Source organism: Streptomyces sp. NPDC001770 (genome assembly GCF_053596135.1).
This window is the reverse complement of sequence record NZ_JBSFFN010000014.1, coordinates 152,936-177,983: the sequence shown is the minus strand read 5'-3', so window position 1 is coordinate 177,983 and position 25,048 is coordinate 152,936. Positions and strand designations below refer to the sequence as shown.

General features: G+C 73.5%; 23 protein-coding genes. 13 read left to right on the top strand and 10 right to left on the bottom strand.

The genetic code is table 11. The features are described 5' to 3' along the window. From ACWCSV_RS15510 to ACWCSV_RS15495, 4 genes are all read left to right on the top strand, one after another. Positions 1-999 carry an aldose epimerase family protein gene (locus ACWCSV_RS15510; protein WP_451142367.1) on the top strand — a complete coding sequence of 333 codons (999 nt, stop codon included), beginning with the start codon at positions 1-3 and terminating at the stop codon, positions 997-999. Positions 1,000-1,222: 223 nt separating this feature from the next. Beyond that, positions 1,223-1,633: a helix-turn-helix transcriptional regulator gene (locus tag ACWCSV_RS15505; protein ID WP_451142365.1), complete on the top strand. Its 411-nt coding sequence runs from the start codon at positions 1,223-1,225 to the stop codon at positions 1,631-1,633. 22 nt (positions 1,634-1,655) lie between these two features. Beyond that, complete coding sequence (locus ACWCSV_RS15500; RefSeq protein ID WP_327175605.1) at positions 1,656-2,069, top strand: VOC family protein; 414 nt, start codon at positions 1,656-1,658, stop codon at positions 2,067-2,069. A gap of 122 nt (positions 2,070-2,191) precedes the next feature. Beyond that, positions 2,192-4,591: an ATP-binding cassette domain-containing protein gene (locus ACWCSV_RS15495; RefSeq protein ID WP_451142363.1), complete on the top strand. Its 2,400-nt coding sequence runs from the start codon at positions 2,192-2,194 to the stop codon at positions 4,589-4,591. A 66-nt stretch (positions 4,592-4,657) separates the two neighbouring features. On the opposite strand, the gene ACWCSV_RS15490 is transcribed toward ACWCSV_RS15495, so the two are convergent. The 5 genes from ACWCSV_RS15490 to ACWCSV_RS15470 all read right to left on the bottom strand — a co-directional run bounded on the left by ACWCSV_RS15490 (position 4,658) and on the right by ACWCSV_RS15470 (position 10,203). After that, complete coding sequence (locus tag ACWCSV_RS15490) at positions 4,658-5,398, bottom strand: hypothetical protein (RefSeq protein ID WP_451142361.1); 741 nt, start codon at positions 5,396-5,398, stop codon at positions 4,658-4,660. A gap of 55 nt (positions 5,399-5,453) precedes the next feature. Next, a complete protein-coding gene (locus ACWCSV_RS15485) occupies positions 5,454-7,577 on the bottom strand; it encodes an acyltransferase family protein (protein ID WP_451142359.1) in 2,124 nt (707 codons plus the stop codon). Positions 7,578-7,780: 203 nt separating this feature from the next. Then, the gene (locus ACWCSV_RS15480; protein ID WP_451142357.1) at positions 7,781-8,578 is read right to left on the bottom strand and encodes an EI24 domain-containing protein; all 798 of its coding nucleotides are present in this window, start codon (positions 8,576-8,578) and stop codon (positions 7,781-7,783) included. Between the two features lie 81 nt (positions 8,579-8,659). Next, a complete protein-coding gene (locus ACWCSV_RS15475; protein WP_451142355.1) occupies positions 8,660-9,088 on the bottom strand; it encodes an organic hydroperoxide resistance protein in 429 nt (142 codons plus the stop codon). Positions 9,089-9,183: 95 nt separating this feature from the next. Then, positions 9,184-10,203: an NADP-dependent oxidoreductase gene (locus tag ACWCSV_RS15470; protein ID WP_451142353.1), complete on the bottom strand. Its 1,020-nt coding sequence runs from the start codon at positions 10,201-10,203 to the stop codon at positions 9,184-9,186. A gap of 136 nt (positions 10,204-10,339) precedes the next feature. Here ACWCSV_RS15470 and ACWCSV_RS15465 point away from each other — a divergent pair, with 136 nt between their 5' ends. The 4 genes from ACWCSV_RS15465 to ACWCSV_RS15450 all read left to right on the top strand — a co-directional run bounded on the left by ACWCSV_RS15465 (position 10,340) and on the right by ACWCSV_RS15450 (position 14,291). Then, a complete protein-coding gene (locus tag ACWCSV_RS15465; protein ID WP_451142351.1) occupies positions 10,340-10,798 on the top strand; it encodes a MarR family winged helix-turn-helix transcriptional regulator in 459 nt (152 codons plus the stop codon). A 51-nt stretch (positions 10,799-10,849) separates the two neighbouring features. Continuing rightward, a complete protein-coding gene (locus ACWCSV_RS15460; protein WP_451142349.1) occupies positions 10,850-11,428 on the top strand; it encodes a hypothetical protein in 579 nt (192 codons plus the stop codon). A 122-nt stretch (positions 11,429-11,550) separates the two neighbouring features. Continuing rightward, the gene (locus ACWCSV_RS15455) at positions 11,551-12,588 is read left to right on the top strand and encodes a rod shape-determining protein (protein ID WP_451142347.1); all 1,038 of its coding nucleotides are present in this window, start codon (positions 11,551-11,553) and stop codon (positions 12,586-12,588) included. Positions 12,589-12,614: 26 nt separating this feature from the next. Continuing rightward, a complete protein-coding gene (locus tag ACWCSV_RS15450) occupies positions 12,615-14,291 on the top strand; it encodes a GAF domain-containing protein (protein ID WP_451142345.1) in 1,677 nt (558 codons plus the stop codon). Between the two features lie 21 nt (positions 14,292-14,312). On the opposite strand, the gene ACWCSV_RS15445 is transcribed toward ACWCSV_RS15450, so the two are convergent. Further along, positions 14,313-14,756 carry an Lrp/AsnC family transcriptional regulator gene (locus tag ACWCSV_RS15445; protein WP_451142343.1) on the bottom strand — a complete coding sequence of 148 codons (444 nt, stop codon included), beginning with the start codon at positions 14,754-14,756 and terminating at the stop codon, positions 14,313-14,315. Between the two features lie 167 nt (positions 14,757-14,923). Between ACWCSV_RS15445 and ACWCSV_RS15440 the strand changes: the two genes are divergently transcribed. From ACWCSV_RS15440 to ACWCSV_RS15430, 3 genes are all read left to right on the top strand, one after another. Beyond that, positions 14,924-16,144 carry a nitrate/nitrite transporter gene (locus tag ACWCSV_RS15440; protein WP_451142341.1) on the top strand — a complete coding sequence of 407 codons (1,221 nt, stop codon included), beginning with the start codon at positions 14,924-14,926 and terminating at the stop codon, positions 16,142-16,144. A gap of 74 nt (positions 16,145-16,218) precedes the next feature. Further along, complete coding sequence (locus ACWCSV_RS15435; RefSeq protein ID WP_451142339.1) at positions 16,219-17,781, top strand: acyl-CoA synthetase; 1,563 nt, start codon at positions 16,219-16,221, stop codon at positions 17,779-17,781. Positions 17,782-17,809: 28 nt separating this feature from the next. Next, complete coding sequence (locus ACWCSV_RS15430; RefSeq protein ID WP_451142337.1) at positions 17,810-19,168, top strand: carboxyl transferase domain-containing protein; 1,359 nt, start codon at positions 17,810-17,812, stop codon at positions 19,166-19,168. A 13-nt stretch (positions 19,169-19,181) separates the two neighbouring features. Here ACWCSV_RS15430 and ACWCSV_RS15425 read toward each other — a convergent pair whose 3' ends face one another. The 3 genes from ACWCSV_RS15425 to ACWCSV_RS15415 all read right to left on the bottom strand — a co-directional run bounded on the left by ACWCSV_RS15425 (position 19,182) and on the right by ACWCSV_RS15415 (position 22,705). Next, complete coding sequence (locus tag ACWCSV_RS15425) at positions 19,182-20,279, bottom strand: LLM class flavin-dependent oxidoreductase (RefSeq protein WP_451142335.1); 1,098 nt, start codon at positions 20,277-20,279, stop codon at positions 19,182-19,184. Between the two features lie 373 nt (positions 20,280-20,652). Then, the gene (locus ACWCSV_RS15420; protein ID WP_451142333.1) at positions 20,653-21,984 is read right to left on the bottom strand and encodes an MFS transporter; all 1,332 of its coding nucleotides are present in this window, start codon (positions 21,982-21,984) and stop codon (positions 20,653-20,655) included. A gap of 76 nt (positions 21,985-22,060) precedes the next feature. Further along, complete coding sequence (locus tag ACWCSV_RS15415; RefSeq protein ID WP_451142331.1) at positions 22,061-22,705, bottom strand: LysE family translocator; 645 nt, start codon at positions 22,703-22,705, stop codon at positions 22,061-22,063. 284 nt (positions 22,706-22,989) lie between these two features. Between ACWCSV_RS15415 and ACWCSV_RS15410 the strand changes: the two genes are divergently transcribed. Further along, entirely contained in the window at positions 22,990-23,607 is a 618-nt protein-coding gene (locus tag ACWCSV_RS15410) for an NAD(P)H-dependent oxidoreductase (RefSeq protein ID WP_451142329.1), read from the top strand. A 77-nt stretch (positions 23,608-23,684) separates the two neighbouring features. On the opposite strand, the gene ACWCSV_RS15405 is transcribed toward ACWCSV_RS15410, so the two are convergent. After that, positions 23,685-24,137 carry a hypothetical protein gene (locus tag ACWCSV_RS15405; protein ID WP_451142327.1) on the bottom strand — a complete coding sequence of 151 codons (453 nt, stop codon included), beginning with the start codon at positions 24,135-24,137 and terminating at the stop codon, positions 23,685-23,687. Between the two features lie 139 nt (positions 24,138-24,276). On the opposite strand from ACWCSV_RS15405, the gene ACWCSV_RS15400 reads away from it, so the two are divergent. Continuing rightward, positions 24,277-25,005: an SDR family oxidoreductase gene (locus ACWCSV_RS15400; protein ID WP_451142325.1), complete on the top strand. Its 729-nt coding sequence runs from the start codon at positions 24,277-24,279 to the stop codon at positions 25,003-25,005. The last annotated feature ends 43 nt before the right edge of the window (positions 25,006-25,048 follow it).

Genomic DNA, 25,048 nt, shown 5'->3' with positions numbered 1-25,048 from the left:
ATGAGTACGGTGACGACGATCAGCAGCGCCCCCTTCGGCACCCTCCCGGACGGTACGTCCGTGGAGCGCTGGACCCTGGAACGCGACGGGACCCGGGTGCGTCTGCTGACGTACGGCGCGATCGTGCAGTCCGTCGAGGTGCCGGACCGGGACGGGGTCGCCGGGGAGGTCGTCCTCGGGCTGCCGGACCTCGCCGGGTACACGACGTACGCCTCGCCCTTCTTCGGCGCGGTCTGCGGGCGGTACGCGAACCGCATCGGCGGCGCCTCCTTCGCGCTCGACGGCCGCACCCACCGGCTGACCGCCAATGAGGGCCCCAACCAGCTGCACGGCGGGGCGCGCGGCTTCGACAAGCGGGTCTGGGACGCCCGCGAGGCGGACGGCGGCGTGGAGCTGAGCCTCGTCGCCGGGGACGGCGAGGAGGGCTTCCCCGGGCGGCTCGCGGTCTCGGTGACGTACACGCTGGAGCCCGGCGGGACACTGCGGATCGGCTACCGGGCGACGACCGACGCGCCGACCGTCGTGAACCTCACCAACCACACCTACTGGAACCTGGCGGGCGCGGGCAGCGGCAGCGCGCTCGGGCACGAGCTGCGGATCGCGGCCGGCCGGATCACGCCGGTGGACGCCGCCTCGCTGCCGACCGGCGAGCTCGCCCCCGTGGACGGCACCCGGTTCGACTTCCGCCGGGCGAAGCCGGTGGGCCCGGAGTACGACCACAACTACGTGCTGGACGCCCCCGGCGAGCTCGCCGCGGCCGCGGCCGAGCTGTACGACGCGGGGTCCGGGCGGGCGCTGACGGTGCGTACGACCGAGCCGGGCATCCAGCTCTACACCGCCGACCACCTCGGCGGCGGCCCGTTCGTGCCGTCCGCCGGGATCGCGCTGGAGACCCAGCACTTCCCGGACTCGCCGAACCGGCCGGACTTCCCGAGCACGGTGCTGCGGCCGGGCGAGGAGTACGTCTCGACGACGGAGTACGACTTCTCCGTGCGCTAACCCCGGACGAGATCCCGGGCGGGCCCGATCCCGGGCGGGCCGGGGACGAGGGAGGAGCCCCGCAGCGGTGTCAGGTCCGCTGCGGGGCTCCTCCGTGCGTGGACCGTCCCGAGCCCGGTACATACCCCGGATCTCCGCGATCATCCCCCGGGAGATCCTTCCGGCCGTCCGGATCTCGCGGAGGCCCGGGCGCGGCAGGTGGGCGCTGTGCGAAGGTGGCCGGATGACGTCGTTGGAAGACCTCCGCAGACTGCGCCGGGCCCGCGACCGGATGGACCGCGAGTACGCCGAGCCGCTCGACGTCCCCGCGCTGGCCCGTACCGCCCTGATGTCGGCGGGCCACTTCTCCCGCAGCTTCAAGGCGGCGTACGGGGAGACCCCGTACAACTACCTCATGACCCGCCGGATCGAGCGGGCGAAGGCGCTGCTGCGGCGGGGCGACCTGTCGGTCACGGAGGTCTGCTTCGAGGTCGGCTGCACCTCGCTCGGGTCGTTCAGTTCGCGCTTCACGGAGCTGGTCGGCGAGAGCCCGAGCGCCTACCGGGCCCGCTCCCACGAGGCGGGCGCGGCCGTCCCCGCCTGCGTCGCGAAGATCCAGACGCGGCCGGTCAGGAATGGAGAAGCGAAACGATGAAGCCGCCCGTAGCGTGAAACGCATGGACATCAACCTTTCCCAGTGCTTCATCGCCGTCGACGACCACGACAAGGCGCTCCCCTTCTACCGCGACGTGCTCGGGCTCGAAGTCCGCAACGACGTCGGGTTCGAGGGGATGCGCTGGGTGACCGTCGGCTCCCCCGCACAGCCCGACGTGAACATCGTGCTGGAGCCGCCGCTGGCGGACCCGGGCGCCTCGGCCGCCGACCGGCAGGCCGTGGCGGAGCTGCTCGCGAAGGGCCTGCTGCGCGGGGTCATCTTCTCGACCGACGACGTCGACGCCACCTTCGAGCGCATCCGCGAGGCGGGCGGCGAGGTGCTCCAGGAGCCGCTCGACCAGCCGTACGGCGTCCGCGACTGCGCCTTCCGCGACCCGTCCGGCAACATGCTGCGCTTCACCCAGAACAAGAAGTGAGCCACCAGAACAGGAAGTGAGCCGCGCGCCCGGACTACGGCTCTTCGCCGGGCCGTAGTCCGCCGTACCGCAGCTCGCAGCTCGCAGCACCGCAGTCCGCAGCACCGCAGGAGGAGACACGCATGAGCAGGGCCCAGAGGACGGATCGCCGGTCGGCCGAGGAGCGCGGCGCGGACAGCCACGATCTGATCCGGGTGCACGGAGCGCGGGTGAACAACCTCAAGGACGTCAGCGTCGAGCTGCCCAAGCGCCGGCTGACCGTGTTCACCGGCGTCTCCGGCTCGGGCAAGAGCTCCCTGGTGTTCGGCACTGTCGCCGCCGAGTCGCAGCGGCTGATCAACGAGACGTACAGCGCCTTCGTGCAGGGCTTCATGCCCACGCAGGCACGGCCCGAGGTGGACGTGCTCGACGGCCTGACCACCGCGATCCTCGTCGACCAGCAGCGCCTCGGCGGCGACCCCCGCTCCACGGTGGGCACCGCCACCGACGCCAACGCGATGCTCCGCATCCTCTTCAGCCGTCTCGGCGAGCCGCACATCGGCCCGCCCAGCGCGTACGCGTTCAACGTCCCCTCGGTACGGGCGAGCGGGGCGATCACTGTCGAACGCGGCAACAAGAAGGCCGTGAAGGCCACCTTCAACCGAACCGGCGGGATGTGCCCGCGCTGCGAGGGCCGGGGCACCGTCTCCGACATCGACCTCACCCAGCTCTACGACGACTCCAAGTCGCTGTCCGAGGGCGCGTTCACCATCCCCGGCTGGAAGTCCGACAGCTTCTGGACCGTGCGGGTCTACGCGGAGTCGGGCTTCCTCGACCCGGACAAGCCGATCCGCGACTTCAGCAAGAAGGAGATGCAGGACTTCCTGCACCGGGAGCCCACCAAGGTGAAGGTGGAGGGCGTCAACCTCACCTACGAGGGGCTGATCCCCAAGATCCAGAAGTCCTTCCTCTCCAAGGACAAGGAGGCGCTCCAGCCGCACGTCCGGGCGTTCGTGGAGCGCGCGGTCGCCTTCACCACCTGCCCCGAGTGCGAGGGCACCCGGCTCAGCGAGGGGGCGCGGTCATCGAAGATCGCCCGGGTTTCCATCGCCGACGCCTGCACGATGCAGATCAGCGATCTCGCCGCGTGGGTGGGCGGTCTGGACGAGCCCTCGGTGGCGCCGCTGCTCACCGCGCTGGGGCGCACCCTCGACTCCTTCGTGGAGATCGGCCTCGGCTACCTCTCGCTCGACCGCCCGGCCGGCACGCTCTCCGGCGGTGAGGCGCAGCGGGTGAAGATGATCCGCCACCTCGGTTCCTCGCTGACGGACGTCACGTACGTCTTCGACGAGCCGACGATCGGTCTGCACCCGCACGACATCCAGCGGATGAACGGCCTGTTGCTGCGGCTGCGGGACAAGGGCAACACGGTGCTGGTGGTGGAGCACAAGCCGGAGACGATCTCCATCGCCGACCATGTGGTGGACCTGGGGCCGGGGGCCGGTACGGCGGGCGGCACGGTCTGCTTCGAGGGGACCGTGGAGGGGCTGCGGAAGAGCGGCACGGTCACCGGCCGCCACTTCGACGACCGGGCGAAGCTGAAGGACGAGGTGCGGAAGCCCACCGGGGCCCTGGAGATCCGGGGCGCGTCGGCGCACAACCTGCGGGACGTGGACGTGGACCTCCCGCTCGGGGTGCTCACGGTCGTGACCGGGGTCGCCGGTTCCGGCAAGAGCTCGCTGGTCCACGGCGAGCTGCCCCGGCAGGCGGGGGCCGAGGGCGTGATCTCGGTGGACCAGAGCCCGATCCGGGGTTCGCGGCGGAGCAATCCCGCGACGTACACCGGGCTGCTGGACCCGGTCCGCAAGGCCTTCGCGAAGGCCAACGGGGTGAAGCCGGCGCTCTTCAGTGCCAACTCCGAGGGGGCGTGCCCCGGTTGCAACGGCATCGGGGTCGTCTACACCGATCTGGCGGTGATGGCGGGGGTCGCCTCGGTCTGCGAGGAGTGCGAGGGCCGGCGCTACCAGGATTCGGTGCTCGAATTCCGGCTCGGCGGGCGGGACATCAGCGAGGTGCTGGCCATGCCGGCCGCCGAGGCACGGGAGTTCTTCGCCGAGGGCGAGGCGGCCACCCCGGCGGCGGAGCGGATTCTCGGCCGTCTGGTGGACGTCGGTCTCGGATACCTCACGCTGGGGCAGCCGTTGACCACGCTCTCCGGCGGTGAGCGCCAACGCCTCAAGCTGGCCACGCACATGGGCGAGAAGGGCGGGATCTATCTGCTGGACGAGCCGACCACCGGTCTGCACCTCGCCGACGTCGAGCAGTTGCTCGGCCTGCTGGACCGGCTGGTGGACTCGGGCAAGTCGGTGATCGTGGTCGAGCACCACCAGGCGGTGATGGCGCACGCCGACTGGATCGTCGACCTCGGGCCCGGGGCGGGCCACGACGGCGGGCGGGTCGTCTTCGAGGGCACCCCGGCCGATCTGGTGGCCGCGCGCTCCACCCTCACGGGCGAGCACCTCGCGGCGTACGTGGGGGGCTGAGGGGTACTGCGGGGCCGGGCTCACCAGGAGGCGGGCCCGGCCCCTCGCCCGTACCGGCGGGCGCGCTCAGTCGGGCCGGTGCGGGTCCTCCCAGCGGTCGGCCTCGGGCAGGCCGATCAGCCTTGCCCGGTGCGACAGTTCCTCGGATGCTCCTCCGGCTCGCAGCCGCGCGGGCGCGTACCGGGCCAGCCATGTCGCGCGCAGGCCGTCCTCGTCGCCCCAGGCACCCCAGGGAAGCCGGTCCGTCAGAAGGTCGTCCGCCCATTCCGTGACCACGTCCGCCAAGTGCCGGTCGGCGACCGGGTGGTCGAGCGCTTCCCAGGCCGTGAGCCACGGGCCGGCGGAGGCGGACGCCTCGGCGCACAGCGCGAAGACCTCCGGCACGGAGACGGCGGGGTCCGGACGGGTGAGGCTCCGGCCCCACCAGGCGTGCAGGAACTCCCCTACCGCCCCGCTCAGGGGTGCGGGCCACTTCTGCCACCGCCCCCGGGCGAACGACCGCCCCACCTCGTGCGTGCCGAAGACGTGGTCGAGCCGGCCGTCGGCCAGCGCACCGGCCCACTGCGGCAGGATGCGGCGCAGCACCGCGCCGTGGTCCCTCCAGTCGGGAGCGCTCCAGGTACGGAACAGCAGGTCGGGGTCGAGCGGCACGTCCGGGATCTTCAGCAGGGCGAGTTCTTCCTCGCTGCCCCAGTGGCATACGCACTGGGTCTCGTCGCTCCGGGCCGTCGCCCCGCGGAAGAGGACGGACACGTGGTCCAGGGCGCGGTCGAGCCGGCGGCGCGCGGGATCGTCTTCGGGGTTCATCGGTGTCGGCACACCCTCGGGGTACTCCGGCGGCTTCCACCGGCCGAAGATCCGCTCAGCTCCCTCCGTCCGCCCCCTCCCCCATCAGCCGCTCCACCACCGGCCCCAGCACCGGGGCGAGGGCCGCCGCGTAGCCGTCGGCGAGGTGGCTGTCGTCGCGGTAGACGGAGACGTTGCCGACGACGACGGGGCAGCGGTGGGCGTGGGTGTCGCAGATCCAGGGGCGGGGGTCGACGAGGGCGGCGCCGGTCGCGGTGGCGGCGGCGCGTACGGCGGCCCGGCGGGTCGGGTCGTGGGTCGCGGCGCCGACTGTGGCGGCGCAGGCGTGCAGCCGGGTGGAGTTGTTCGCGGCGCAGTCGACCGGGTCGCCGAGGGGCCAGGGGGTGTCGAGGAGGGCCGCGACGCGGGTGCCGGGGGTGGCGAGGCGCCGGTAGACGGCCTCGAAACCGTCCGTCCACTGGCCGAGCCCGTCGGCGGCGGGGTGGACGGGATCGCCGGCGTCCGAGGAGGAGACGACCACGAGGTCGGGGCGGAGGGAGTTGATCCGCTCGATGGCCTTGTCACGCCAGGTGTCGCAGGCGGTGTACGGCTTCCCGCCGGTGACGATGGTGACCTCGGCCGCCTTGCAGGAGGCCTTGGTCAGGGAGACGAGTCTCCAGTGGTGCTCGGTGGCCACCCGCTCCAGGGCCGGGAACCACTGGGCGGCGTGCGAGTCGCCGAACAGCACCACGGTGCGGGAGGCGGTCCCGTCCCCGTACACGCAGGGCGGCACGTCCGTCCCCTCGTAGCCGGCCTGGCAGCCGTCCCGGTAGACGGCGGAGCGTGCGGACCGCACCCCGGCCAGGGTGGGGGCGAGGTTCGACGGGAGTTCGGCGGGTGCGGTGGCGAGGAGGCGGGTCAGCCGGGTCCCGGGGTCCGTCGCGCCGGTCAGCTCGGCGGCGAGGGCCGGTGCGGGCGGACCCGTCTCGATCGTCGGCGGGACCGCGGCGGCGGTCAGCGCGAGTGCGGTGATCCCGGCCGAGAGCCCGGCGCCCAGCAGCAGTGCGCGGCGGGGGCGTCCCTTGAGCGCCCGGTGGAAGCGGACCGGGTTCTCCACCAGGCGCAGGGTCGGCCAGGCCAGGCCCAGGCCCACGGCGCACAGCCCCAGCGCGGCCGGCACTCCGCCCTCGGTGCCGAGCGCCGCCGGGGCGATCACCAGGAGCGGCCAGTGCCAGAGGTACCAGCCGTAGCTGAGGCCGCCGGTCCACACCAGGGGCCTCAGGCCCAGCAGGAGCCCGGCACCGCAGCGGGCGGGCGCGCAGCCCGCGCCGAGGACGAGGGCGGCGCCCAGGACGGGCAGGGCGGCACGGTAGCCGGGGAACGGGGTGGCATCGTCGAAGCGGAGGGCCGCGACCAGTACGCAGGCGAGGCCGAGCCAGGTCAGCGCGGCGGCGAGGGGCGCGGGCAGTCGGCGGAGCCGGTCGGCCGCGAGGGCGGTCAGGGCGCCGGCGCCGAGCTCCCAGGCCCTGGGCGGTGAGCCGAAGTACGCCCAGGGCGCGGAAGCGCGGGTGAGCAGGATGCCGAGCGCGAACGATCCCAGGCACACCGCCCCGAGCGGCAGCGCGGCCCGCCCGTACCGGCCCCGGGCGAGCCGCAGGGCCAGCAGCAGGAGCAGCGGCCACACCAGGTAGAACTGCTCCTCCACGGCCAGCGACCAGAAGTGCTGGAAGGGCGACGGCGGGCTGTCCTGCGCCAGGTAGTCCGTACCGGCCAGCGCCAGGCGGAAGTTGACCGCGTACAGCGCGCTGGCGAGGGCGTCACCGGCGTACTCGGCGAGCCGCGCCTTCGACAGGAAGAGCCAGGCACCGGCGAGGGTGGTCACGGTCACCACGGAGGCGGCGGGCAGCAGCCGCAGGGCGCGACGGGCGTAGAACGCGCGGACCGACACCCGGCCGGTGGCGGCGCGTTCGCGCAGCAGCAGGGAGGTGATCAGGAAGCCGGAGATCACGAAGAAGACGTCGACGCCGACATAGCCGCCCGCGACCGTCGCCACTCCGGCGTGCGACAGCACCACCAGCCCGACGGCGACCGCCCGCAACCCCTGGATGTCCGGCCGGTGGACGAGGCCGGGGGCGGGGGCGGGCTCTGCCGTGCCGCCCGCCGTACGGGGCTGCGCTGCTGCGCGGGCGGTGCTCGGCATGGGGGCGGCTCCTCGCGGGGGCCGGGGTGTCCGGCTGATCCCGCGCGCCGATCCCCCGGCGCACCTGTGTGCGTACGGGACAGGTTCGTACTGTCTATGCGCAAAGAGGCGTTCGGGTTAAGTGTGCCTCAACAAGCGGCTAATTCAGGGCCTTTGCTTTCGCGGCGTGTGTTTTCCCTTGCGTGGGGCGGGAGTTGGAGTCGTCAGTCCTCTTCGGCCTTCACCAGCGAGGTGACCGGGGCGGGTTGCGCCCCGGGGGCGTCCCCGGCGTCGACGAGGTCGCGGACCAGCAGGGTCGCGCCGGCCACCGCGCCCGGCATCAGGAATATGGCGACGACCGGGACGAGGAAGGCGAGGGTCAGCGGGACGCCGAAGCCGAGGACCAGCATCCGCCGGCCGCGCAGCAGGGCGAGGCGGGAGCGCAGGTCGCGGCCCCGGCGCTGGAGGGCCACGGAGGTGAGTTCCTCGGCGAGGAAGTAGCCGGAGACGCAGAATCCGAGGACGGGAACGACGGTCTGTCCGGCCACCGGGATGAATCCGAGGGCGAAGAGGGCGATGCCGTAGAGGGAGACCCGCACCAGGATGCGGACGGAGTCACGGGCCGAGATCCAGAGTTCGCGCCAGAGCGGGAGCCCGGACTCGGGAACCTCGCCGCCTTCGCTGCGGTCGACCTCCTCGGAGAGCGACTCGTAGAACGGCTGGCCGACCAGGAGGGTGACGGCGGTGAAGGTGATGACCGCCAGGAACAGGCCGAAGGCGAAGACCAGGACGGTCAGCGTGTTGCGCAGCAGTCCGAGCCAGGGCGAGGACCAGTCGTCGGCGAACGGGGTGGACCAGCCGACGAAGTCGTCGGCGCCGTAGGCGAGTCCGACGAGCGCACCCGCGTACAGGACGAGGGTGATCAGCCCCGGCAGCAGCCCGAAGCCGAACCAGCGGCCGTGCCGGCCGACCCAGCGCTGACCCTTCAGCAAGTAGCCGAATCCGGCCGCGAGATCACTCATGGCGCCAGGGTACGTGCGCACCCCCCGGACGGTGCCACGGGGTGTCCGGGGGGTGCGCGATCGCCGCGGTGGGCGGCGGGATCAGGCGACGATCAGGTCGACCTTGATGTTGCCGCGGGTGGCGTTGGAGTACGGGCAGACCTGGTGGGCCTGCTCGACGAGCTCGCGCGCTGCCTCCGTGCCGACGTCCGGGATGGAGACGGTGAGCGCGACCTCCAGGCCGAAGCCGCCGGTGTCCGCCTGGCCGATGCCGACCGAGGCGGTCACGGTCGACCCGGCGATGCTGATCTTCTTCTGCCGGGCGACGACGCCGAGGGCGCTCTGGAAGCAGGCGCTGTAGCCGGCCGCGAAGAGCTGCTCGGGGTTGGTGCCGCTGCCGCTGCCGCCCATCGCCTTCGGCGGGTTGACGACGACGTCGAGGTTGCCGTCGTCGGAGTACACCCGGCCGTCACGGCCGTTCTCGGCGGTGGCGACGGCGGTGTAGGCGACGGTTATGTTCGGGATGCTCATGGGGGTTCCTCCTGCTGGTGGCCAAGGCCGTGCGGTCGGACGGGAGAGACGTCCGGACGGGGCGGACGGTCGGACGGTCGGACGGGGGGAGACGGTCAGACGAGCGAGACGATCATCTTCCCGGTGTTCTCGCCGCGCATCAGGCCGTCGAAGGCGCTGAAGCCGTTCTCGATGCCCTCGACGGTGGTCTCGCGGTACTTCAGCTCGCCCGAGGCCAGCCAGCCGGCGGCCTCTTCGACGAACTTCGGCCGGAGCGCGGTGTGGTCGCCGACGAGCAGGCCCTCCAGGCGCAGCCGCTTGCCGATGACGAGCGCGAGGTTGCGCGGGGCCGGGGTCGGCTCGGTGCTGTTGTACTGGGCGATCATGCCGCAGATGGCGGCGCGGCCGTGCACGTTGAACGACGAGATCGCGGCTTCCAGGTGCTCGCCGCCGACGTTGTCGAAGTAGACGTCGATGCCGTCCGGGGCTGCCTCGCGGAGCTGGTCGCGGACCGGGCCGTTCTTGTAGTTGAACGCCGCGTCGAAGCCGTACTCCTCGACGAGGAGCTTGACCTTCTCGTCGGATCCGGCCGAACCGATCACGCGGGAGGCGCCCTTGAGCCGGGCCATCTGGCCGACCTGGCTGCCCACGGCTCCGGCGGCGCCGGAGACGAAGACCGCGTCGCCCTCCTTGAAGGAGGCGACCTCGAAGAGTCCGGCGTAGGCGGTGAGGCCGGTCATGCCGAGCACGCCGAGATAGGCGGAGAGCGGCGCGAGATCCGGGTCGACCTTCGCCACGCGCTTCGCCGGGACCTCGGCGTACTCGCGCCAGCCGAGGCCGTGCAGGACGTGGTCGCCGACGGCGATGCCCTCGGCGTTCGAGGCGACGACCTCGCCCACCGCGCCGCCGTCCATCGGCCGGTCGAGCTCGAAGGGCGGGGTGTACGACTTGACGTCGTTCATCCGGCCGCGCATGTAGGGGTCGACCGAGAAGTAGAGGTTGCGGACGAGGACGCTGCCCTCGGCCGGAGCCGTCACCGGCGCCTCACGCAGCGCGAAGTCCTCGGGCTTCGGCCAGCCGTGCGGGCGGGCGACGAGGTGCCATTCGCGGCTGGAGGCGGGAAGTGCTGCAGACATGGGCTCGGGTTCTCCTCGGTGTCGGGGGTGGGGGTCCGTACCCGGTGGGGCGTACGGCGTGGAAAAGCTTCACCACATGAAACAACCATGCTCCTGAATATTTCACCTTGTCAAGTAACTGGGTATCCTGTGTGTCATGACCACCCCGCGCACAGATCCTCTGACCCTCGAAGTCGTCGAGCTGATCGGCACTGTCGTGGCGCGCTACTACGAGGAGTACGACCGGGCCGCCGCCTCCTTCTCGCTCACCGGCGCACAGGCGCGGGTCCTGCGTCTGCTGTCCATCGAACCGATGCCCATGCGCCGGATCGCCCAGAAGCTGAAGTGCGAGCCCTCGAACGTCACCGGCATCGTGGACCGGCTGGAGGCCCGGGACCTGGTCGAACGCCGCCCGGACCCGCACGACCGGCGGGTGAAGCTCGCCGCCCCGACCGAGCAGGGGCGCCTGACCGCCCTCCGGCTCCGCGAGGCGCTGGACTTCGCCCGCGAGCCGCTGGCCGGCCTGTCGGACGCGGAGCGCACGGTGCTGCGGGACCTGCTGCGCCGGATGCTCGGGGCCGGGCCGGACGGGGACCTCGGGGGCCCCGGGGTCTGAGCACCGGGAACGGCTGAGCACCGGGAACGGCGGGCGGGCAGGATGGGCCCCATGACCGCCGCCGCCCCCTTCGGACCGCTCCAGTTCCAGCTCGTCCTGCTCCGCCGGATGGCCGACCACCAGCCGGACCTGGCGGAGGAGGCCCGGCACGAGCTGAGCGCGACCCTCGCCGAGGCGCGCGAGGCGAACCGGCGCTGGCAGGCCATGGTGCGCGGGCCGGGCGGGCGCGGCGTGCTGCGGCGGTACCGCTCCGTTCTCGGTGAACCCGAACGATCCGTCCGCCGGACCGTCGGCGACCTGGAGTGCTCCGCGCTGACGTGGGCGCTGCCGCTCTGGCCCGACCTGCGGTTCGAGGTGATGGCCGCACCCGGCGGAGCCGTGTGGAACGCCTGGCTGGTCCGCGCGCCCGGCGCCCCGGGCCCCGAACTGCGCAGCGCGGCCGACCTCACCCCGTGGTCCTGCACGGTGGACGAGGTGGCGCGGGCCTTCGCGCCGGTCCGCCCGATGGAGGGCAGCGCGCCGACCCGCTGGGCGCTGGCCTTCACCGACCCGGCGACCGGAGCCCCGTACGTCGCCGAGTTCACCTGGGGCCTGTTCCAGCGGCTGCTGCCCGGCCCGCGGACGCCCTGAGCCCCGCTGCTCCCGCAGGCCCGTCCGGCGTACCTCAGCGCGCGCCCGGTCACCGCTCCGCCCACGATGCGAAGGAGAGCCGGCTGCCGCCGGGACCCCACCAGCTCTCGGGAGAACCTGCCGTGACCGTCAGCCTTGAGCAGTTGCGCCGTTGCCACATCGCCGTCGACCTGGGGGCCGCGAGCACCCGCGTGTACGTGAAGGGGCTCGGGCTCGTCGTCGACGAACCGAGCGTAGCGGCCGTCAACACCCGCACCGGATCGCTCATCGCGGTGGGCGCGCTCGCCGAACAGATGACCGGCCGCACCCCCGGCTACATCCGGGTGGCCCGGCCCGTCTCGGGCGGCACCGTGGTGGACATCGAGATGGCCCAGCGGATGCTGCGCCACCTGATCGGCGAGAAGCTCCGCCGCCAGCTGCGCCGCAAGCCCCGGCTGCGGGCCGCGGCCTGCACCCCGCACGACAGCGATCCGCTGGCCCAGCGCGCGACCGTGGAGACCCTGGTCGGGCTCGGCGCCCGCCGGGTGGAGCTGGTGGACACCCTGATCGCGGCGGCCGTCGGCTGCGGGCTCCCGGTCGAGCAGCCGACCGCGACCATGATCATGGTGTGCGGGGCGGCCACCACCCAGATCGCGGTGCTCTCGCTGGGCTCGATCGTCACCGCCGTACGCATCCCCATCGGCGGCAACACCATCGACAACGCGGTGATCCAGCACCTGCGCCAGCACCACGAGCTGATGCTGCCGAGCCAGTCCGTGCGCCCCCTCCAACTGGCCCTCAGCGGCAACGGGCTGACCTCGCAGGGGCCCGACGTGACCGAGATCCACGGCCGCGACGTGGCGACCGGGCTGGCCCGTTCCGTGCAGGTGGACACGGCGGCCGTGCGGCAGGCGATCCACACCCCGCTCACCGCGGTGCTGGACGGTCTCGGCAGGGTCCTGCGGGACTGCCCGCCCGATCTGGTGGCCGACCTCGCCGACCGGGGCATCATGATGGTCGGCGGCAGTGCCCTGCTGCCCGGTTTCGACCAGTTGCTGCGCACCGCCACCGGGATGCCGGTGACCATCGCCGAGCGGCCCGACGTCTGCTCGATCCTCGGCCTCGGCGCGATGCTGGACGGCACGATCGCGCCGATGGTCCTCAACCCGCTCGCCGGCTGACCGCCCCGCGGGCCGGGGCGGGGCGGATGGAGCGGGAGCACGGCGGCGGACCGGACGGGCCCGAGGACGCCTACGGCGCGGCGGGCGGCCCCGCTGCCCCCGGGGGCAGCGGGCACGGCTACGCCCCCCGGCTGCCGGAGCTGCTGGAGGCGGTGTTCAGCGTCGGCACCGATCTGGGGCTGGGCACCACGCTCCAGCAGATCGTGGACACCGCCTCGCTGCTGACCGACGCCCGTTACGGCGCCCTCGGGGTGCTGGACCCCGAGTCCGGCCGGATCACCGAGCTGTACACCGCGGGCCTCGGCGACGAGGAGCGCCGGCGCATCGGGGCGCTCCCGGACGGCCGCAGGGGCGTGCTGGGCGCGCTGATCAACGAACACCGGCCGCTGCGCTCCGACGACGTGACCCGCGACCCGCGCTCGGTGGGGGTACCGCCCGGGCACCCGGTCATGCACACCTTCCTCGGGACGCCCGTCCGGGTCGACACCGAGGTGTTCGGCAACCTCTACCTCACCGAGAAGAGCGGCGGCCGGCCGTTCACCGACGCCGACGACGCGCTGCTGCGGATCCTCGGTGCCCAGGCGGGCATCGCGATCAGCAACGCGCGGCTCTACGAGTCGGCGCTCCAGCGGGAACGCTGGCTCCAGGGAGCGGCGGCCGTCACCACCGCGCTGCTCACCGGCACGAGCCGGGCCGAGGCGCTCCAGACCGTCGCGGAGGGGGCCCGGGTGCTCGCGGAGGCGGCGGCCGGGGTGATCCTGCAGTCCCGCGAGGACGGGGGCATGGAGATCGTCACCGTGTCGACCCTGGAGGACCCGACGGGCATCCTGGGCGCCTCGATCGCGCCCGGCTCGCCCGTACTCGTCCATCTGCTGGGCGGGGAGCCGGTGTTCATGGACGACGCGGCGACCGACCCGCTGATGACGACCTCGGTGCGCCACCGGTTCGGGCCCAGCATGATGCTGCCGCTGGAGAGCGACGGCCGGCTGATCGGGACCCTCGCCCTGCCCCGGCTGCGGGGCGGCAGGCCGTACACCTCGGCGGACCGGCAGCTGGCGACCCAGTTCGCCTCGCAGGCGGCGGTGGCCCTGGTGCTGGCCGACGCCCAGCACGACCGGGAGCAGCTGGCGGTCTACGAGGACCGTGACCGGATCGCCCGCGACCTGCACGATCTCGTGGTCCAGCGGCTCTTCGCGACGGAGATGACGCTGGAGTCGGCGCGTCGCCGGGCCGCCGCGGCGACGAAGGCCCCGGAGTGGTCCGGGGACCCGGACGACGCGGTGGAGGCGGACGGTCTGCTGGTGCGGGCGGTGGACGAGCTCGACTCCACGATCCAGGAGGTACGCACCACGATCTTCGCCCTCCAGCAGCCGCCCGCCGACGCCCCGACGACGTTCCGGGGCCGGGTGCTGCGGGAGACCGCGGGCGCCTCGGCCCTGCTCGGTTTCCAGCCGTCGGTGCACTTCGCGGGGCCGGTGGACGCGCTGGTGGGAGAACCGGCGGCCGGAAAGCTGCTGGCGGCCCTGCGGGGCGCGCTGGCGGCCGCTCACCGCCGGGCGGGCGTATCGGCGATCGAGGTCGAGGTGGACGCGACGGTCCGGCTGCCGGACGGGCGGCGGGCGGTGCGGCTGCTGGTCGCGGACGACGGGCAGGACGAGGCGGGCGAGCGTCGTCCGCCGGTCACCTGGCAGGCGCCGATCTGAGCTCCGCCCGCGCGGGCCCGGTCAGTGGCCCGGTCCGTGGGTGGGGGCCGCCCGCAGCGCGATCCGGGTGACGGAGTGGGCGACGCCCGCGTCCCGCTTGAGGCGTCGCAGCAGGGAGTCGAGGGCGCCGGGGTCGGCGGCGGTGGCCCGTACGAGGTAGTCGTGGCCGCCGGTGAGGTGCACCACCTCGGTGATGCCCGGCAGCATCAGCACGGAGCGTTCGAACTCCTCGTTGGTGGTGTCCAGGCGCAGCGAGACGTCGATGAAGACGACGAGTCCGGAGCGGGTGTCGGCGGCGGGGTCCACGATCACCGTGAAGCCGCGGATGACGCCGTCGCGGCGCATCCTGCGTACCCGGTCGCCCGCCGCGTTGGCGCTGAGCCCGACGCGTACGCCCAGGTCCCGGTAGGAGATCCGGGCGTCCTCCTGGAGGATGGCGAGTATTTCTCTGTCCAGCCGGTCCATACGCCGATTGTCGCAACATTCGGGCGAAACGGACTGCGGAGGCGACGGTGGGAGCACGGGTGCGCACCGGGGGTGAGCTTCGCCCCCGGATACGGCTGCGGAGTCGCGGGGCCCCGGTTGGAGCAGTCCGACGGGCTCCGGGTGGGCGGCCGCACTTGACTGGGCCCGTGGAGACAGCAGCCCCCGAGCAGCCCGCCGCACCGGCGGCGGCCAGACCTTCCGCCGCCGCGTACCGCAATCTCGTCGTGGCCACGATCGGCTTCGCGCTGACCTTCTGGGCGTGGAACCTGGTCTCGCCGCTCTCCGGCGAGTTCAAGGACCGGCTCGGCCTCAGCTCGTTCCAGCAGTCGTTCCTGGTCGCCGTGCCGGTCATCGTCGGCTCGCTCGGCCGTATCCCGGTGGGCGCGCTGACCGACAAGTTCGGCGCGAGGCTGATGTTCCCCGCGGTGTCGGCGCTGACCGTCGTGCCCGTACTGCTGCTGATCCCGGCGAAGGACTCGTACGGGGCGATGCTCGCGGTGGGCTTTCTGCTGGGGCTGGGCGGCACCACGTTCGCCATCGGCATCCCGCTGGTCAACTCGTGGTTCCCGCCCTCCGACCGGGGGCTCGCGCTCGGCGTCTTCGGCATGGGCATGGGCGGGGTGGCGCTCTCCGGGTACTTCACCCCGCGCATCGCCAAGCACAGCGACAACCTGCCGTTCCTGGTCGTCGCGGGCGCGCTGGTGGTGTACGCGCTGCTGGCCGCCGTACTGATCACCGACCGCCCCGACCGGCCCGTACCGGCCGACACGCTGGTCCACCGGCTCACCGCGGCGGGGAAGCTGCGGGTGACCTGGGAGCTGTCGGCGCTGTACGCGATCGGCTTCGGCGGCATCGTGGCGTTCGGGGTCTACCTGCCGACCTACCTCAAGACCTGGTACGACATGTCCCCCACCGACGCGGGCACCAAGGCGGCCGGCTTCGCGCTGGTGACCGTCGTCTTCCGGCCGGTCGGCGGTTACCTGTCGGACCATCTGCACCCTGCGGTGGTCACCGCGGCGGCGCTGCTGCTGGCCGCGCTGATGGCGATCGTCCAGGCCTTCGACCCGGCGCTGAACCCGGTCGGCACCATCGCGCTGCTCGCCATGGCGGCCGGGCTCGGCACCGCGAGCGGCAGCGTCTTCGCCCTGGTCTCGCAGGTGACCCCGCAGCCGAAGGTGGGCAGCGTGACCGGCATCGTCGGCGCGATGGGAGGCCTCGGCGGGTTCGTGCCGCCGCTGGTGATGGGCGCGATCTACAGCGCCAAGGGCTCGTACTCGATCGGCTTCATGCTGCTCTCCGACCTCGCGCTGGCGGGCTGCGTGTACGCGTACGGGCGGATGCGGAACATCCAGCGGGACTCGGGCTGAGTCCCCGGCCGGCCCTCGGGGGCTTGCGGGGAATCCAAGGTGCCGCCTCCCCGCGAGCCCTTACGCTGGCGGGCGTGACGCAACCTTCCCCCGCGCCCCTTCCGCCCGAGCCCCTGCTTCCCGCGCTCCAGCATCCGTCGGCCGGCACGGACGGCCGGGAGGCGGTCCGGTTCGGCGGACTCTCCCTCTCGTACGCCCGGTTGTCCGCGCTCGCGGGCTCGCTCGGGCCCCGGATCACCGGAGCGGGCGGCCGGGTCGCCGTCTGGGCGACGCCGTCCGCGGAGACCGTGGTCGCCGTGGTGGCCGCGCTCCTCGCGGGCGTGCCCGCCGTCCCCCTCAACCCGAAGACCGGCGAGCGCGAGCTCGCGCACATCGTCGGCGACAGCGCACCGGCCGCCGTGCTCGCCGGACCGGGGGACGTACTGCCGGCGGTGCTCGCCGCGCTGCCCCGGATCGATGTCCTCGTGGACGGGGACGACGCGTCTCCCGCGCCCGTCGGCGCTCCGGCGCCCGTCCCCGTGGAGCCCGGTCCCGAGACGGCCGCGCTCGTCGTCTACACCTCCGGCACCACCGGGCCGCCCAAGGGTGCGCTCCTGCCCCGCCGGGCGGTCGCCGCCTCGCTGGACGCGCTGGAGGACGCCTGGGGCTGGACCGGCGACGACGTCCTCGTCCACGCACTGCCGCTCTTCCACGTGCACGGACTGGTGCTGGGAGTGCTCGGTCCGCTGCGCCGGGGCGGTTCGGTACGCCACCTGGGCAGGTTCTCCGCCGAGGGTGTGACCCGTGAACTGGGTTCCGGCGGAACGATGTTGTTCGGCGTGCCGACCATGTACCACCGCCTGGCCGAGGTGCTCGGGGCCGGCGAAGGCACCGCCGGGGAGGGCGCCGCGGCCGCGCTGGCCGGGGCGCTGACGGGTGCCCGGCTGCTGGTCTCGGGTTCGGCCGCGCTGCCGGTCCACGACCACGAGCGCATCCACGCGGCGACCGGGCGGCGGGTGATCGAGCGGTACGGCATGACGGAGACCCTGATGAACACCGGGATCCGTGCGGACGGCGTCCCCCGGCCCGGCACGGTCGGCCCGCCGCTCGCCGGGGTGGAGCTCCGCCTGGTGGAGGAGGACGGCTCCCCGGCGGACGGCCCGGAGGCGATCGGCGAGATCCAGGTGCGTGGCCCGAACCTCTTCAGCGGGTACCTCAACCGGCCGGACGCCACGGCGGCGGCGTTCACCGGGGACGGCTGGTTCCGTACCGGCGACATGGCCACGGTGGACCCCGACGGGTACGTGCGGATCGTCGGGCGCAAGGCCACCGACCTGATCAAGAGCGGCGGTTACAAGATCGGGGCGGGCGAGATCGAGAACGCTTTGCTCGACCACCCCGGAGTGCGGGAGGCGGCGGTCACCGGCGAGCCGGACCCGGACCTCGGTGAGCGGATCGTCGCCTGGGTGGTCCCGGCCGACCCCGGATCGCCGCCCGGCGAGGCCGAGTTGGCGGACCATGTGGCGAAGCTCCTCGCCCCGCACAAGCGTCCCCGTACCGTCCGCCATCTCGACGCACTGCCGCGCAACGACCTGGGCAAGATCATGAAGCGGGCGCTGACGGCCGATCCCGCGAGCGGGCCGGGGCACGGTGGCTGAGCGGCCGGCGCGCCGGACCGCGCGCGGGATGATCGCCGTCGTCGCGGACACCTTCGACGAGCGGCCGGCTCCCGGCGACGAGCATCACCCGGGCGCCGCGCGGGTACCGGACGGTCCGCTCGGCTGGAGCGGTTACGGGGCGGCGCGGGCCGAGGCCGCGGAGCGGACCGGTGAGACGGAGTCGGTCGTGCACGGAACGGCCTTGGTGGGCGGGCAGCCCTGCGTGCTGCTCGCCTTCGAATTCGGCTTCCTGGGTGGCTCGTTGGGACACCTCACCGGGGACCGGCTGACGGCCGCGTACACCCTCGCCCGGGAACTCCGGCTGCCGCTGGTCTCCTTGGTCGCCACGGGCGGCAGCCGGATGCAGGAGGGCATGGTCGCGCTCACCCAGCTCCAGCGGGTGGCCCGCGCGTCGGCGGAGCTGCGGGCGGCCGGGCTGCCGCAGCTCGCGGTCCTGCGGGACCCGACGACGGGGGGCGGCTGGGCCACCGTGGGAGCGGGCGCCGACGTGGTGCTGGCGCTGCCGGGGGCGCAGGTCGGGTTCGCCGGTTCACGGGTGCGCCCGCCGGAAGCGGACCCGTACGCGTACACCGCCGAGGGGCAGTTTGCGGCGGGACAGGTCGACGCGGTGGTGGAACAGGCGGAGCTGGCGGGGACGCTGGGGCGGTGGCTGGCGGTGCTGGGAAGCGGCACGGAGGCCGGTGCGCGGGCGTCCGGCGTACGGCCCGCGCCAGTGCCGCGGGCGCTCTCCCGCACCCGGCTCCCCGCGACCGGCCGGGAGGCGGTGGCCCGGGCCCGTGCGCCCGAACGTCCGCGTGCGGAGGCGTACTTGGACGCGTACTTCACCTACCGGCTCACCCTGCACGGCGACCGGGCGGGCGGCACGGACCCGGGGACGCTCTGCGGGTTCGGGCTGCACGGGGACCGGCCGGTGGCCTACGTCGCCCAGTGCGGCACCGCCACCCGGCCGGCCGGGTACCGGACGGCGGCCCGGACCGTGCGTCTCGCGGACCGGCTGTCCATTCCCGTACTCACCCTGATCGACACCCCGGGCGCCGCCAACGACGCGGCGGCCGAACGGGCCGGGGCGGGCGCGGCGATCGCCGACGCCTTCGCGGCGATCGCGGAGGCCCGGGTGCCGGTGACCACGCTGGTGATCGGCGAGGGCGGTTCGGGCGGCGCGCTCGCCCTGGCCGCCCCCGGCCGTACCCATGTCACGGCGGACAGCTATTTCTCGGTCATCGCACCGGAGCCGGCGGCTGCGATCCTCAAGCGCCCGCCGTCCCGGGCCTACGAGACGGCCGACCAGCTCGGCCTGCGGCCACAGGACCTGGTGGCCCTGGGGATCGCCCGGGGCATCGTGGGCGAGGAGCCGGAGGCACTGTAGGCGGTGCCCCGGCTCAGGAGGCCGCCGCGAGGGCGTGGAGCCGGGGGGCGACCTCCTCGCCGACCCGGAACGCCTCCTCCAGGTGGGGGTAGCCGGAGAGGACGAACTCGTCCACGCCGAGGCGCCGGTACTCGTCCAGCCGGGCGGCCACCTCGTCGTGCGAGCCGACCAGCGCGGTGCCGGCCCCCTCGCGCACCAGGCCGATACCGGCCCAGAGGTTCGGGGAGATCTCCAGCTTCGCGGCGTCGGCGCTGCCGCCGTGCAGGGCGGTCATCCTGGCCTGGCCCACGGAGTCCATCCGGGCGAACCGCTCCTGGCTCGCCCGGACCGCCTCCGGGTCGATGCCCGAGAGAATCCGGTCCGCCTCGGACCATGCCTCGGCGGAGGTGTCCCGGCTGATGACGTGCAGCCGGATGCCGTACCGCAGCGCGGGGGCCACCGCGCGCAGCCGCGCGATGCGCCCGGCGATGGCGGCGGGCGGTTCGCCCCAGAGCAGTTGGACGTCGGCCCGGCGGGCGGCGACCGCCTCGGCGGCGGGGGACGCTCCGCCGAAGTACAGGGGAACGCGGTGCTGGACGGCGGGGTCGGTGAGCTTGGCGCCCTCGATCCGCAGGTGTTCGCCGTGGTGGTCGACCTCCTTGCCGTCGAGGAGGTCCCGCAGCACCGACATCACCTCGTCGGTCCGGGCGTACCGCTGGTCGTGCGGCAACGTGTCGCCGTAGGCGCGCTGTTCGGCGGGGTCGCCGCCGGTGACCACGTTGAGGGAGAGCCTGCCACCGGCGAACCGGCGGAACGCGTCGGCCTGTTGGGCGAGGAGCGTCGGGCTGGTGAACCCGGCGCGGAAGGCGACGAGGAAGCCGATCCGCTCGGTGTGCTGGGTGAGCGCCGCGCTGAGGATCCACGGGTCGACGCAGCCGAGCCCGACCGGCGTCAGCAGCGAGTGGAACCCGGCGGTCTCGGCGGCGCGGGCGACCTGCGCGAGGTAGCCGACGTCGGCACGGCGGCGGGTGGCGGAGCCGGTACGGCCCTGCACGGCGGTGACCCCGCCGGGGTCGCGGCCGTCACCGCCGGTGGGCAGGAACCAGTGCAGCAGGAGGGAGCTCTCGGACATGGCGGACCCCGATCGGCAGCGGTGGGAGCGGGAGCGACGGCTGGTTGGTTGCTCGGCGGGTGTGCGGCGAGCGGCACGGGTGACGCGTCAGCGGCACGGGTGACGCGTCAGCGGCACGTACGACAACAGTGCTCGGCCCGACAGCGCGCGGTCGGGACGCGCGGCGGAACCACGGGGCGTCGCGCAACCGGGCAAGGGGCCATGGAGGCATGGTGATCCGCGCGCCGTCCGTCCGACAAGCGCGTCCCGCATCCCGGACAGCCCACCGCCACATCCCGGGCGGTCCGTCCCGGGACGGACCGGGCCGGTGGGGTCAGGACCGGGCCGGTGGGGTCAGGACCGGGCCGGTGGGGTCAGGACCGGGCCGGTGGGGTCAGGGCTGCGGGTTCCTGGCGTCGTAGTGGAGGAAGCCACGCCACTTCAGCGCCAGCAGCAGCACCGCGACCACGCACGCGAGGCCGCCGCCGGTGACGGCGACACCCGGGGAGGCCAGGTCGGAGACGGAGCCGGCCAGGAAGTCGCCCAGGCGGGGACCTCCGGCGACCACGACGATGAAGACGCCCTGGAGCCGCCCGCGCATCCGGTCCGGCACGGCGGCCTGGAGCATGGTGCCGCGGAAGACCATCGAGAAGGTGTCGGCACAGCCCGCCAGTGCCAGGAACACGATGCCGAGCCAGAGCTGGCGGGTGAGGCCGAAGGCGGCGATCGCCGCACCCCAGCAGGCGACGGCGCAGACGACCGCGAGCCCGTGCCGTCTGACCCGGCCGAGCCAGCCCGAGCAGACTCCGCCGAGGAGGGCGCCGAACGCGGGGGCCGCGACGAGGAGTCCGGTGGTGCGCGCGTCGCCGTGGTACCAGACGATCGCGACGACCGGGAAGAGCGCCTTGGGGCTGGCGAGCACCATCGCGCAGAGGTCGCTGAAGAAGGTCATCCGCAGGTTGGGGCGGGTGCCGAGGAACCGCAGCCCCTCCAGCACCGAGGCCCGCTCGCGCGGCCGCTCCTCGCCGGGCCCGGTCACGGGTTCGCCGTCGGTCCCGCCGGGTGCGGTCTTGTCGAGCACGGCCTTGGGGCCCCGGTCCGGCAGCATCGAGGGCAGGCGCCACATGGCGTACAGGGAGGCGGTGAAGGTGACGGCGTCCACGGTGTACGCGGCGCGGTAGCCCCACCAGCCGACGATCACGCCGCCCAGCATGGGGCCGATCAGGGTGCCGGTCGTGCTGGTGAGGGAGGAGAGCGCGTTGGCCGCGGGCAGCTGCTCGGGCGGCAGCAGCCGCGGGATCATCGAGCTGCGGGCCGGGGAGTTCAGCGCGAAGCAGACGGCCTGGAGGGCGACGATCGCGTACAGCAGTCCGACCTGCTCCACCCCGGCGACGGCGGAGAGGAGCAGGGCCACCGAGAGCAGGAACGATCCTGTGGAACTGCCGAGCCCGAGCTTGCGCCGGTCCATGGTGTCGGCGATGGCGCCGCCGTACAGCCCGAAGACCACCAGCGGTACGAGCGAGCAGAAGCCGATGAGCCCGACGGAGAAAGCGGATCCCGTGAGGTCGTACACCTGGAGCGACACCGCGAGCGAGGTCATCCCCTGCCCGATCCAGGACACGGTGTTGCCGAACCACAGCCGCCGGTAGTCGGGGGACGTGCGCAACGGGGTCAGGTCGGCGAATATGCGCGTGCGGTGTACATCCGGTCTGCTCTTTTGGGTCACGCCGGATGGTAGCGGCCCTCCCCCGGCCTGCCGGTACGCGCCCCTGGGGGACGGGAGCGGCAGGCCGGGGCCCCGGTCACTCGCCGAATGCCAGGCGCAGGCCGAATCCGGCCACGACCGTGCCGGTGATCCGGTCGAGGAGACGGCGGGCGCGGGGCTTGCGGAGCCAGCCGTTGAGAAGCCGGGCACATCCGATGAGCACGGCCGACCAGACCAGCCCGAGGAGGAGGTGCACGCTCGTCAGCAGGAGTCCCGCGGTGAAGTGGTCGGCGCCGGGCGGGATGAACTGAGGCAGGACGGCGACGTAGAACGCACCCATCTTCGGGTTGAGGAGATTGGTCAGGGCCCCCTGGCGCCAGCCGCCGCCCATCGAGTCCGCCCCGGCGGACAGCGGGCTCTCCGGCGCGTCGGCGGCCGGGGACGAGTGGCCCCTGAAGGTGTCGCGGAGCATCCGTACGCCCATCCACACCAGATAGGCGGCTCCCGCCCAGCGGAGCACCTCGTACGCCAGGTGGGAGGCGGTGAGGAGAGCGGTCACGCCCAGGGAGGTGAGGGCACCCCAGACCAGGGTGCCGGTCTGTATGCCGAGGACGACGCCCCAGGCACGTCTGCGCCGGCCGAGCGCCGAGGTGCGCAGGATCAGGGCGGTGTCGAGGCCCGGAGTGAGAGTGAGGAGCCCTACGACGAGGGCGAAGGTCCACAGCGAATCAGTCATTGCCATGGACCGCCAGCTTAACCGGCCCCGGCCCGTGGCTGCGTCGGAGGGGGCACCCCGGCCGGAACCGCTGGGGCCCGGAAGCGGCGGAGCCACCGGAGCCGCCGGAGCCATTGGGCTGCTGGACCACTGGAGCCGCCGGACCGCGGACCCTCCGGACCCGCCCGGACCACCCGATCGGATGCCGGACCACCCGACCGCCCGGACCGGCATCCGATCGGTACGCCGGGGGACGCGCGTGCGCCATGGTGGACCTGTCGCGTTCCGGCACCAGCGAAATGAGAGACCCGATGACCACCCCTGCGGCCCGATCCTTCCTCTTCGTCCTCGGCAGCTCGCGCCCGGACGGCAACTCCGAGGCACTCGCGCGGCGTGCCGCCTCGGCGCTTCCGGCGTCCGTGGCCCAGCGGTGGATCCGGCTGAGCGATCACCCGCTGCCGCGCTTCGAGGACGTACGGCACACCGGCACGGGCATGTACGAGGAGCCGGACGGGAACGCCGGGACGCTCCGGCAGGCGACGCGCGGGGCCACGGACATCGTCATCGTCAGCCCGCTGTACTGGTACAGCGTTTCGGCGGACGTGAAGCTGTACCTGGACCACTGGTCGGGCTGGATGCGCGTCCCCGGCCCGAGGTTCACCGAGGAGATGCGGGAGAAGACGATGTGGGGCGTCACGGCGTACGCCTCGGCCGACGCCTCCCTCGCCGACCCGCTGATCGGCACGCTGCGCAACACCGCCGACTACCTGCGCATGGGGTGGGGCGGCGTGCTGCTCGCCAACGGCACACGGCCGGGCCAGGCGCTGGAGGACGACGACGCCCTCGACCGGGCCGCGCGCTTCTTCGCGCCGGTGGGGGCGGGCGGGGCGGCCCCGGTGAGCGGCGCCGAGACGCTCGTCGGGCAGTGACGCGGCAGCACCGGGTGCGGGTGTCCGTGGCGCCCGCACCCGGTGCCGCCGCGTGCGGGTGTCCGTGGCGCCCGGCTTCAGGTGCGGGCGTGCTCCGGTACCCCCCAGGGAGTCGGACGACTCCGCGGCTTCGAGCCGGTGTCCGGCCGGGGCGCGCCGGCGCGTGCGTGGGCTCCGTCCGGGTCGCCCAGCCGCTGGGCGACGTGGGCGGACAGCGCCTGCACCGGTCCGGCGTCACCGGGACCGGTGGTGCCGTCGACGCACAACTCCCGGTCCTGGGTGAGGAGATGCCTGGCTTCACCGTTCTCGCCGAGCCTCCGGTGGGCGGTGGCGAGACCGGTGGGTGCGACGATCCCGTAGGCCGGGCAGCCGTGGGCGCGACTGCTCCGCGGCGCGGTGGCGGCGGCCTTCGACTCACCGGTCACGTAACTCCGGGTCCGGTCGGGCAGTTCGCGGGGGATGACCCGGTCATGGGCGCCGTGGGCGTCGGAGACCGGGACCCCGGCGAGGAGTGCGGCGCCGGTCGGCACCACGGCACAGAACCGCCCGGCGCGGGACAGCGGCCCTTCGCGCCCGACCGCCGGATGCACCCGGACGCCACGCTCGGACCACGCCGACCGATGCCCTCTATGTCATATTTCGGATACATCTCCGAGCGAAGGGCATCCCATGAAGTTCGCGGTCATCGGCGGTACCGGGCTGATCGGCTCGCAGGTCGTCAACGATCTGAACGCCGCAGGTCATGAGGCGGTTCCGCACTCCCAGTCCACCGGAATCGACGTCATCAGCGGGCGCGGTCTCGAAGAGGCGGTGGCGGGGGCCGACGCCATCGTCGACCTGACGAACTCCCCCACCTTCGACGAGGCCTCTCCGGCCTTCTTCCAGAAGTCGATGGACAACCTCCTGGCGGCGGGTGCCGAGGGCGGTGTCGGCCACTTCGTGATCCTCTCGATCGTGGGCGTGGACCGGGTCCCGGAGCTGGACTACTACCGGGCCAAGAAGCTGCAGGAGGACATCCTCGCGGCCGGGCCGATCCCGTACTCGATCGTCCGCGCGACCCAGTTCATGGAGTTCGTCGAGGCGGTGCTCTCCTGGACCACCGAGGGCAGCACCGTCCGGCTGCCCGCCACCCCGATCCAGCCGATCGCCGCCGCGGACGTGGCCCTGGCGGTGGCCGAGGTCTCCGCGGGCTCCCCGCTGGGCGGGGTGCGTGACATCGCCGGCCCCGACGTCTTCACCCTGGACGAGCTGGGCCGGATCACGGTGGCCCACGCGGCCGACGGCCGTACCGTCGTCACCGACCCCACCGCCGGGATGTTCGCCGCGGTCAGGGGCGACGCGCTCACCAACAGGAACGCACACCTCTCCTCCACCCGGTACACCGACTGGCTCGCCTGAGAAGCCGGACGGAGCGGGTACGGCACCAGACTGAGAAGCCGGA

What these genes read in the sequence shown, in the direction of transcription:
- ACWCSV_RS15400 (WP_451142325.1), top strand. Translation starts at nt 24,277, where the DNA reads ATGAAGTTCGCGGTCATCGGCGGTACCGGGCTGATCGGCTCGCAGGTC.
- ACWCSV_RS15500 (WP_327175605.1), top strand. Translation starts at nt 1,656, where the DNA reads ATGGACATCAACCTTTCCCAGTGCTTCATCGCCGTCGACGACCACGAC.
- ACWCSV_RS15465 (WP_451142351.1), top strand. Translation starts at nt 10,340, where the DNA reads ATGACCACCCCGCGCACAGATCCTCTGACCCTCGAAGTCGTCGAGCTG.
- ACWCSV_RS15495 (WP_451142363.1), top strand. Translation starts at nt 2,192, where the DNA reads ATGAGCAGGGCCCAGAGGACGGATCGCCGGTCGGCCGAGGAGCGCGGC.
- ACWCSV_RS15510 (WP_451142367.1), top strand. Translation starts at nt 1, where the DNA reads ATGAGTACGGTGACGACGATCAGCAGCGCCCCCTTCGGCACCCTCCCG.
- ACWCSV_RS15445 (WP_451142343.1), bottom strand. Translation starts at nt 14,756, where the DNA reads ATGGACCGGCTGGACAGAGAAATACTCGCCATCCTCCAGGAGGACGCC.
- ACWCSV_RS15425 (WP_451142335.1), bottom strand. Translation starts at nt 20,279, where the DNA reads ATGTCCGAGAGCTCCCTCCTGCTGCACTGGTTCCTGCCCACCGGCGGT.
- ACWCSV_RS15410 (WP_451142329.1), top strand. Translation starts at nt 22,990, where the DNA reads ATGACCACCCCTGCGGCCCGATCCTTCCTCTTCGTCCTCGGCAGCTCG.
- ACWCSV_RS15415 (WP_451142331.1), bottom strand. Translation starts at nt 22,705, where the DNA reads ATGGCAATGACTGATTCGCTGTGGACCTTCGCCCTCGTCGTAGGGCTC.
- ACWCSV_RS15480 (WP_451142357.1), bottom strand. Translation starts at nt 8,578, where the DNA reads ATGAGTGATCTCGCGGCCGGATTCGGCTACTTGCTGAAGGGTCAGCGC.
- ACWCSV_RS15505 (WP_451142365.1), top strand. Translation starts at nt 1,223, where the DNA reads ATGACGTCGTTGGAAGACCTCCGCAGACTGCGCCGGGCCCGCGACCGG.
- ACWCSV_RS15485 (WP_451142359.1), bottom strand. Translation starts at nt 7,577, where the DNA reads ATGCCGAGCACCGCCCGCGCAGCAGCGCAGCCCCGTACGGCGGGCGGC.
- ACWCSV_RS15470 (WP_451142353.1), bottom strand. Translation starts at nt 10,203, where the DNA reads ATGTCTGCAGCACTTCCCGCCTCCAGCCGCGAATGGCACCTCGTCGCC.
- ACWCSV_RS15430 (WP_451142337.1), top strand. Translation starts at nt 17,810, where the DNA reads ATGATCGCCGTCGTCGCGGACACCTTCGACGAGCGGCCGGCTCCCGGC.
- ACWCSV_RS15450 (WP_451142345.1), top strand. Translation starts at nt 12,615, where the DNA reads ATGGAGCGGGAGCACGGCGGCGGACCGGACGGGCCCGAGGACGCCTAC.
- ACWCSV_RS15490 (WP_451142361.1), bottom strand. Translation starts at nt 5,398, where the DNA reads ATGAACCCCGAAGACGATCCCGCGCGCCGCCGGCTCGACCGCGCCCTG.
- ACWCSV_RS15460 (WP_451142349.1), top strand. Translation starts at nt 10,850, where the DNA reads ATGACCGCCGCCGCCCCCTTCGGACCGCTCCAGTTCCAGCTCGTCCTG.
- ACWCSV_RS15475 (WP_451142355.1), bottom strand. Translation starts at nt 9,088, where the DNA reads ATGAGCATCCCGAACATAACCGTCGCCTACACCGCCGTCGCCACCGCC.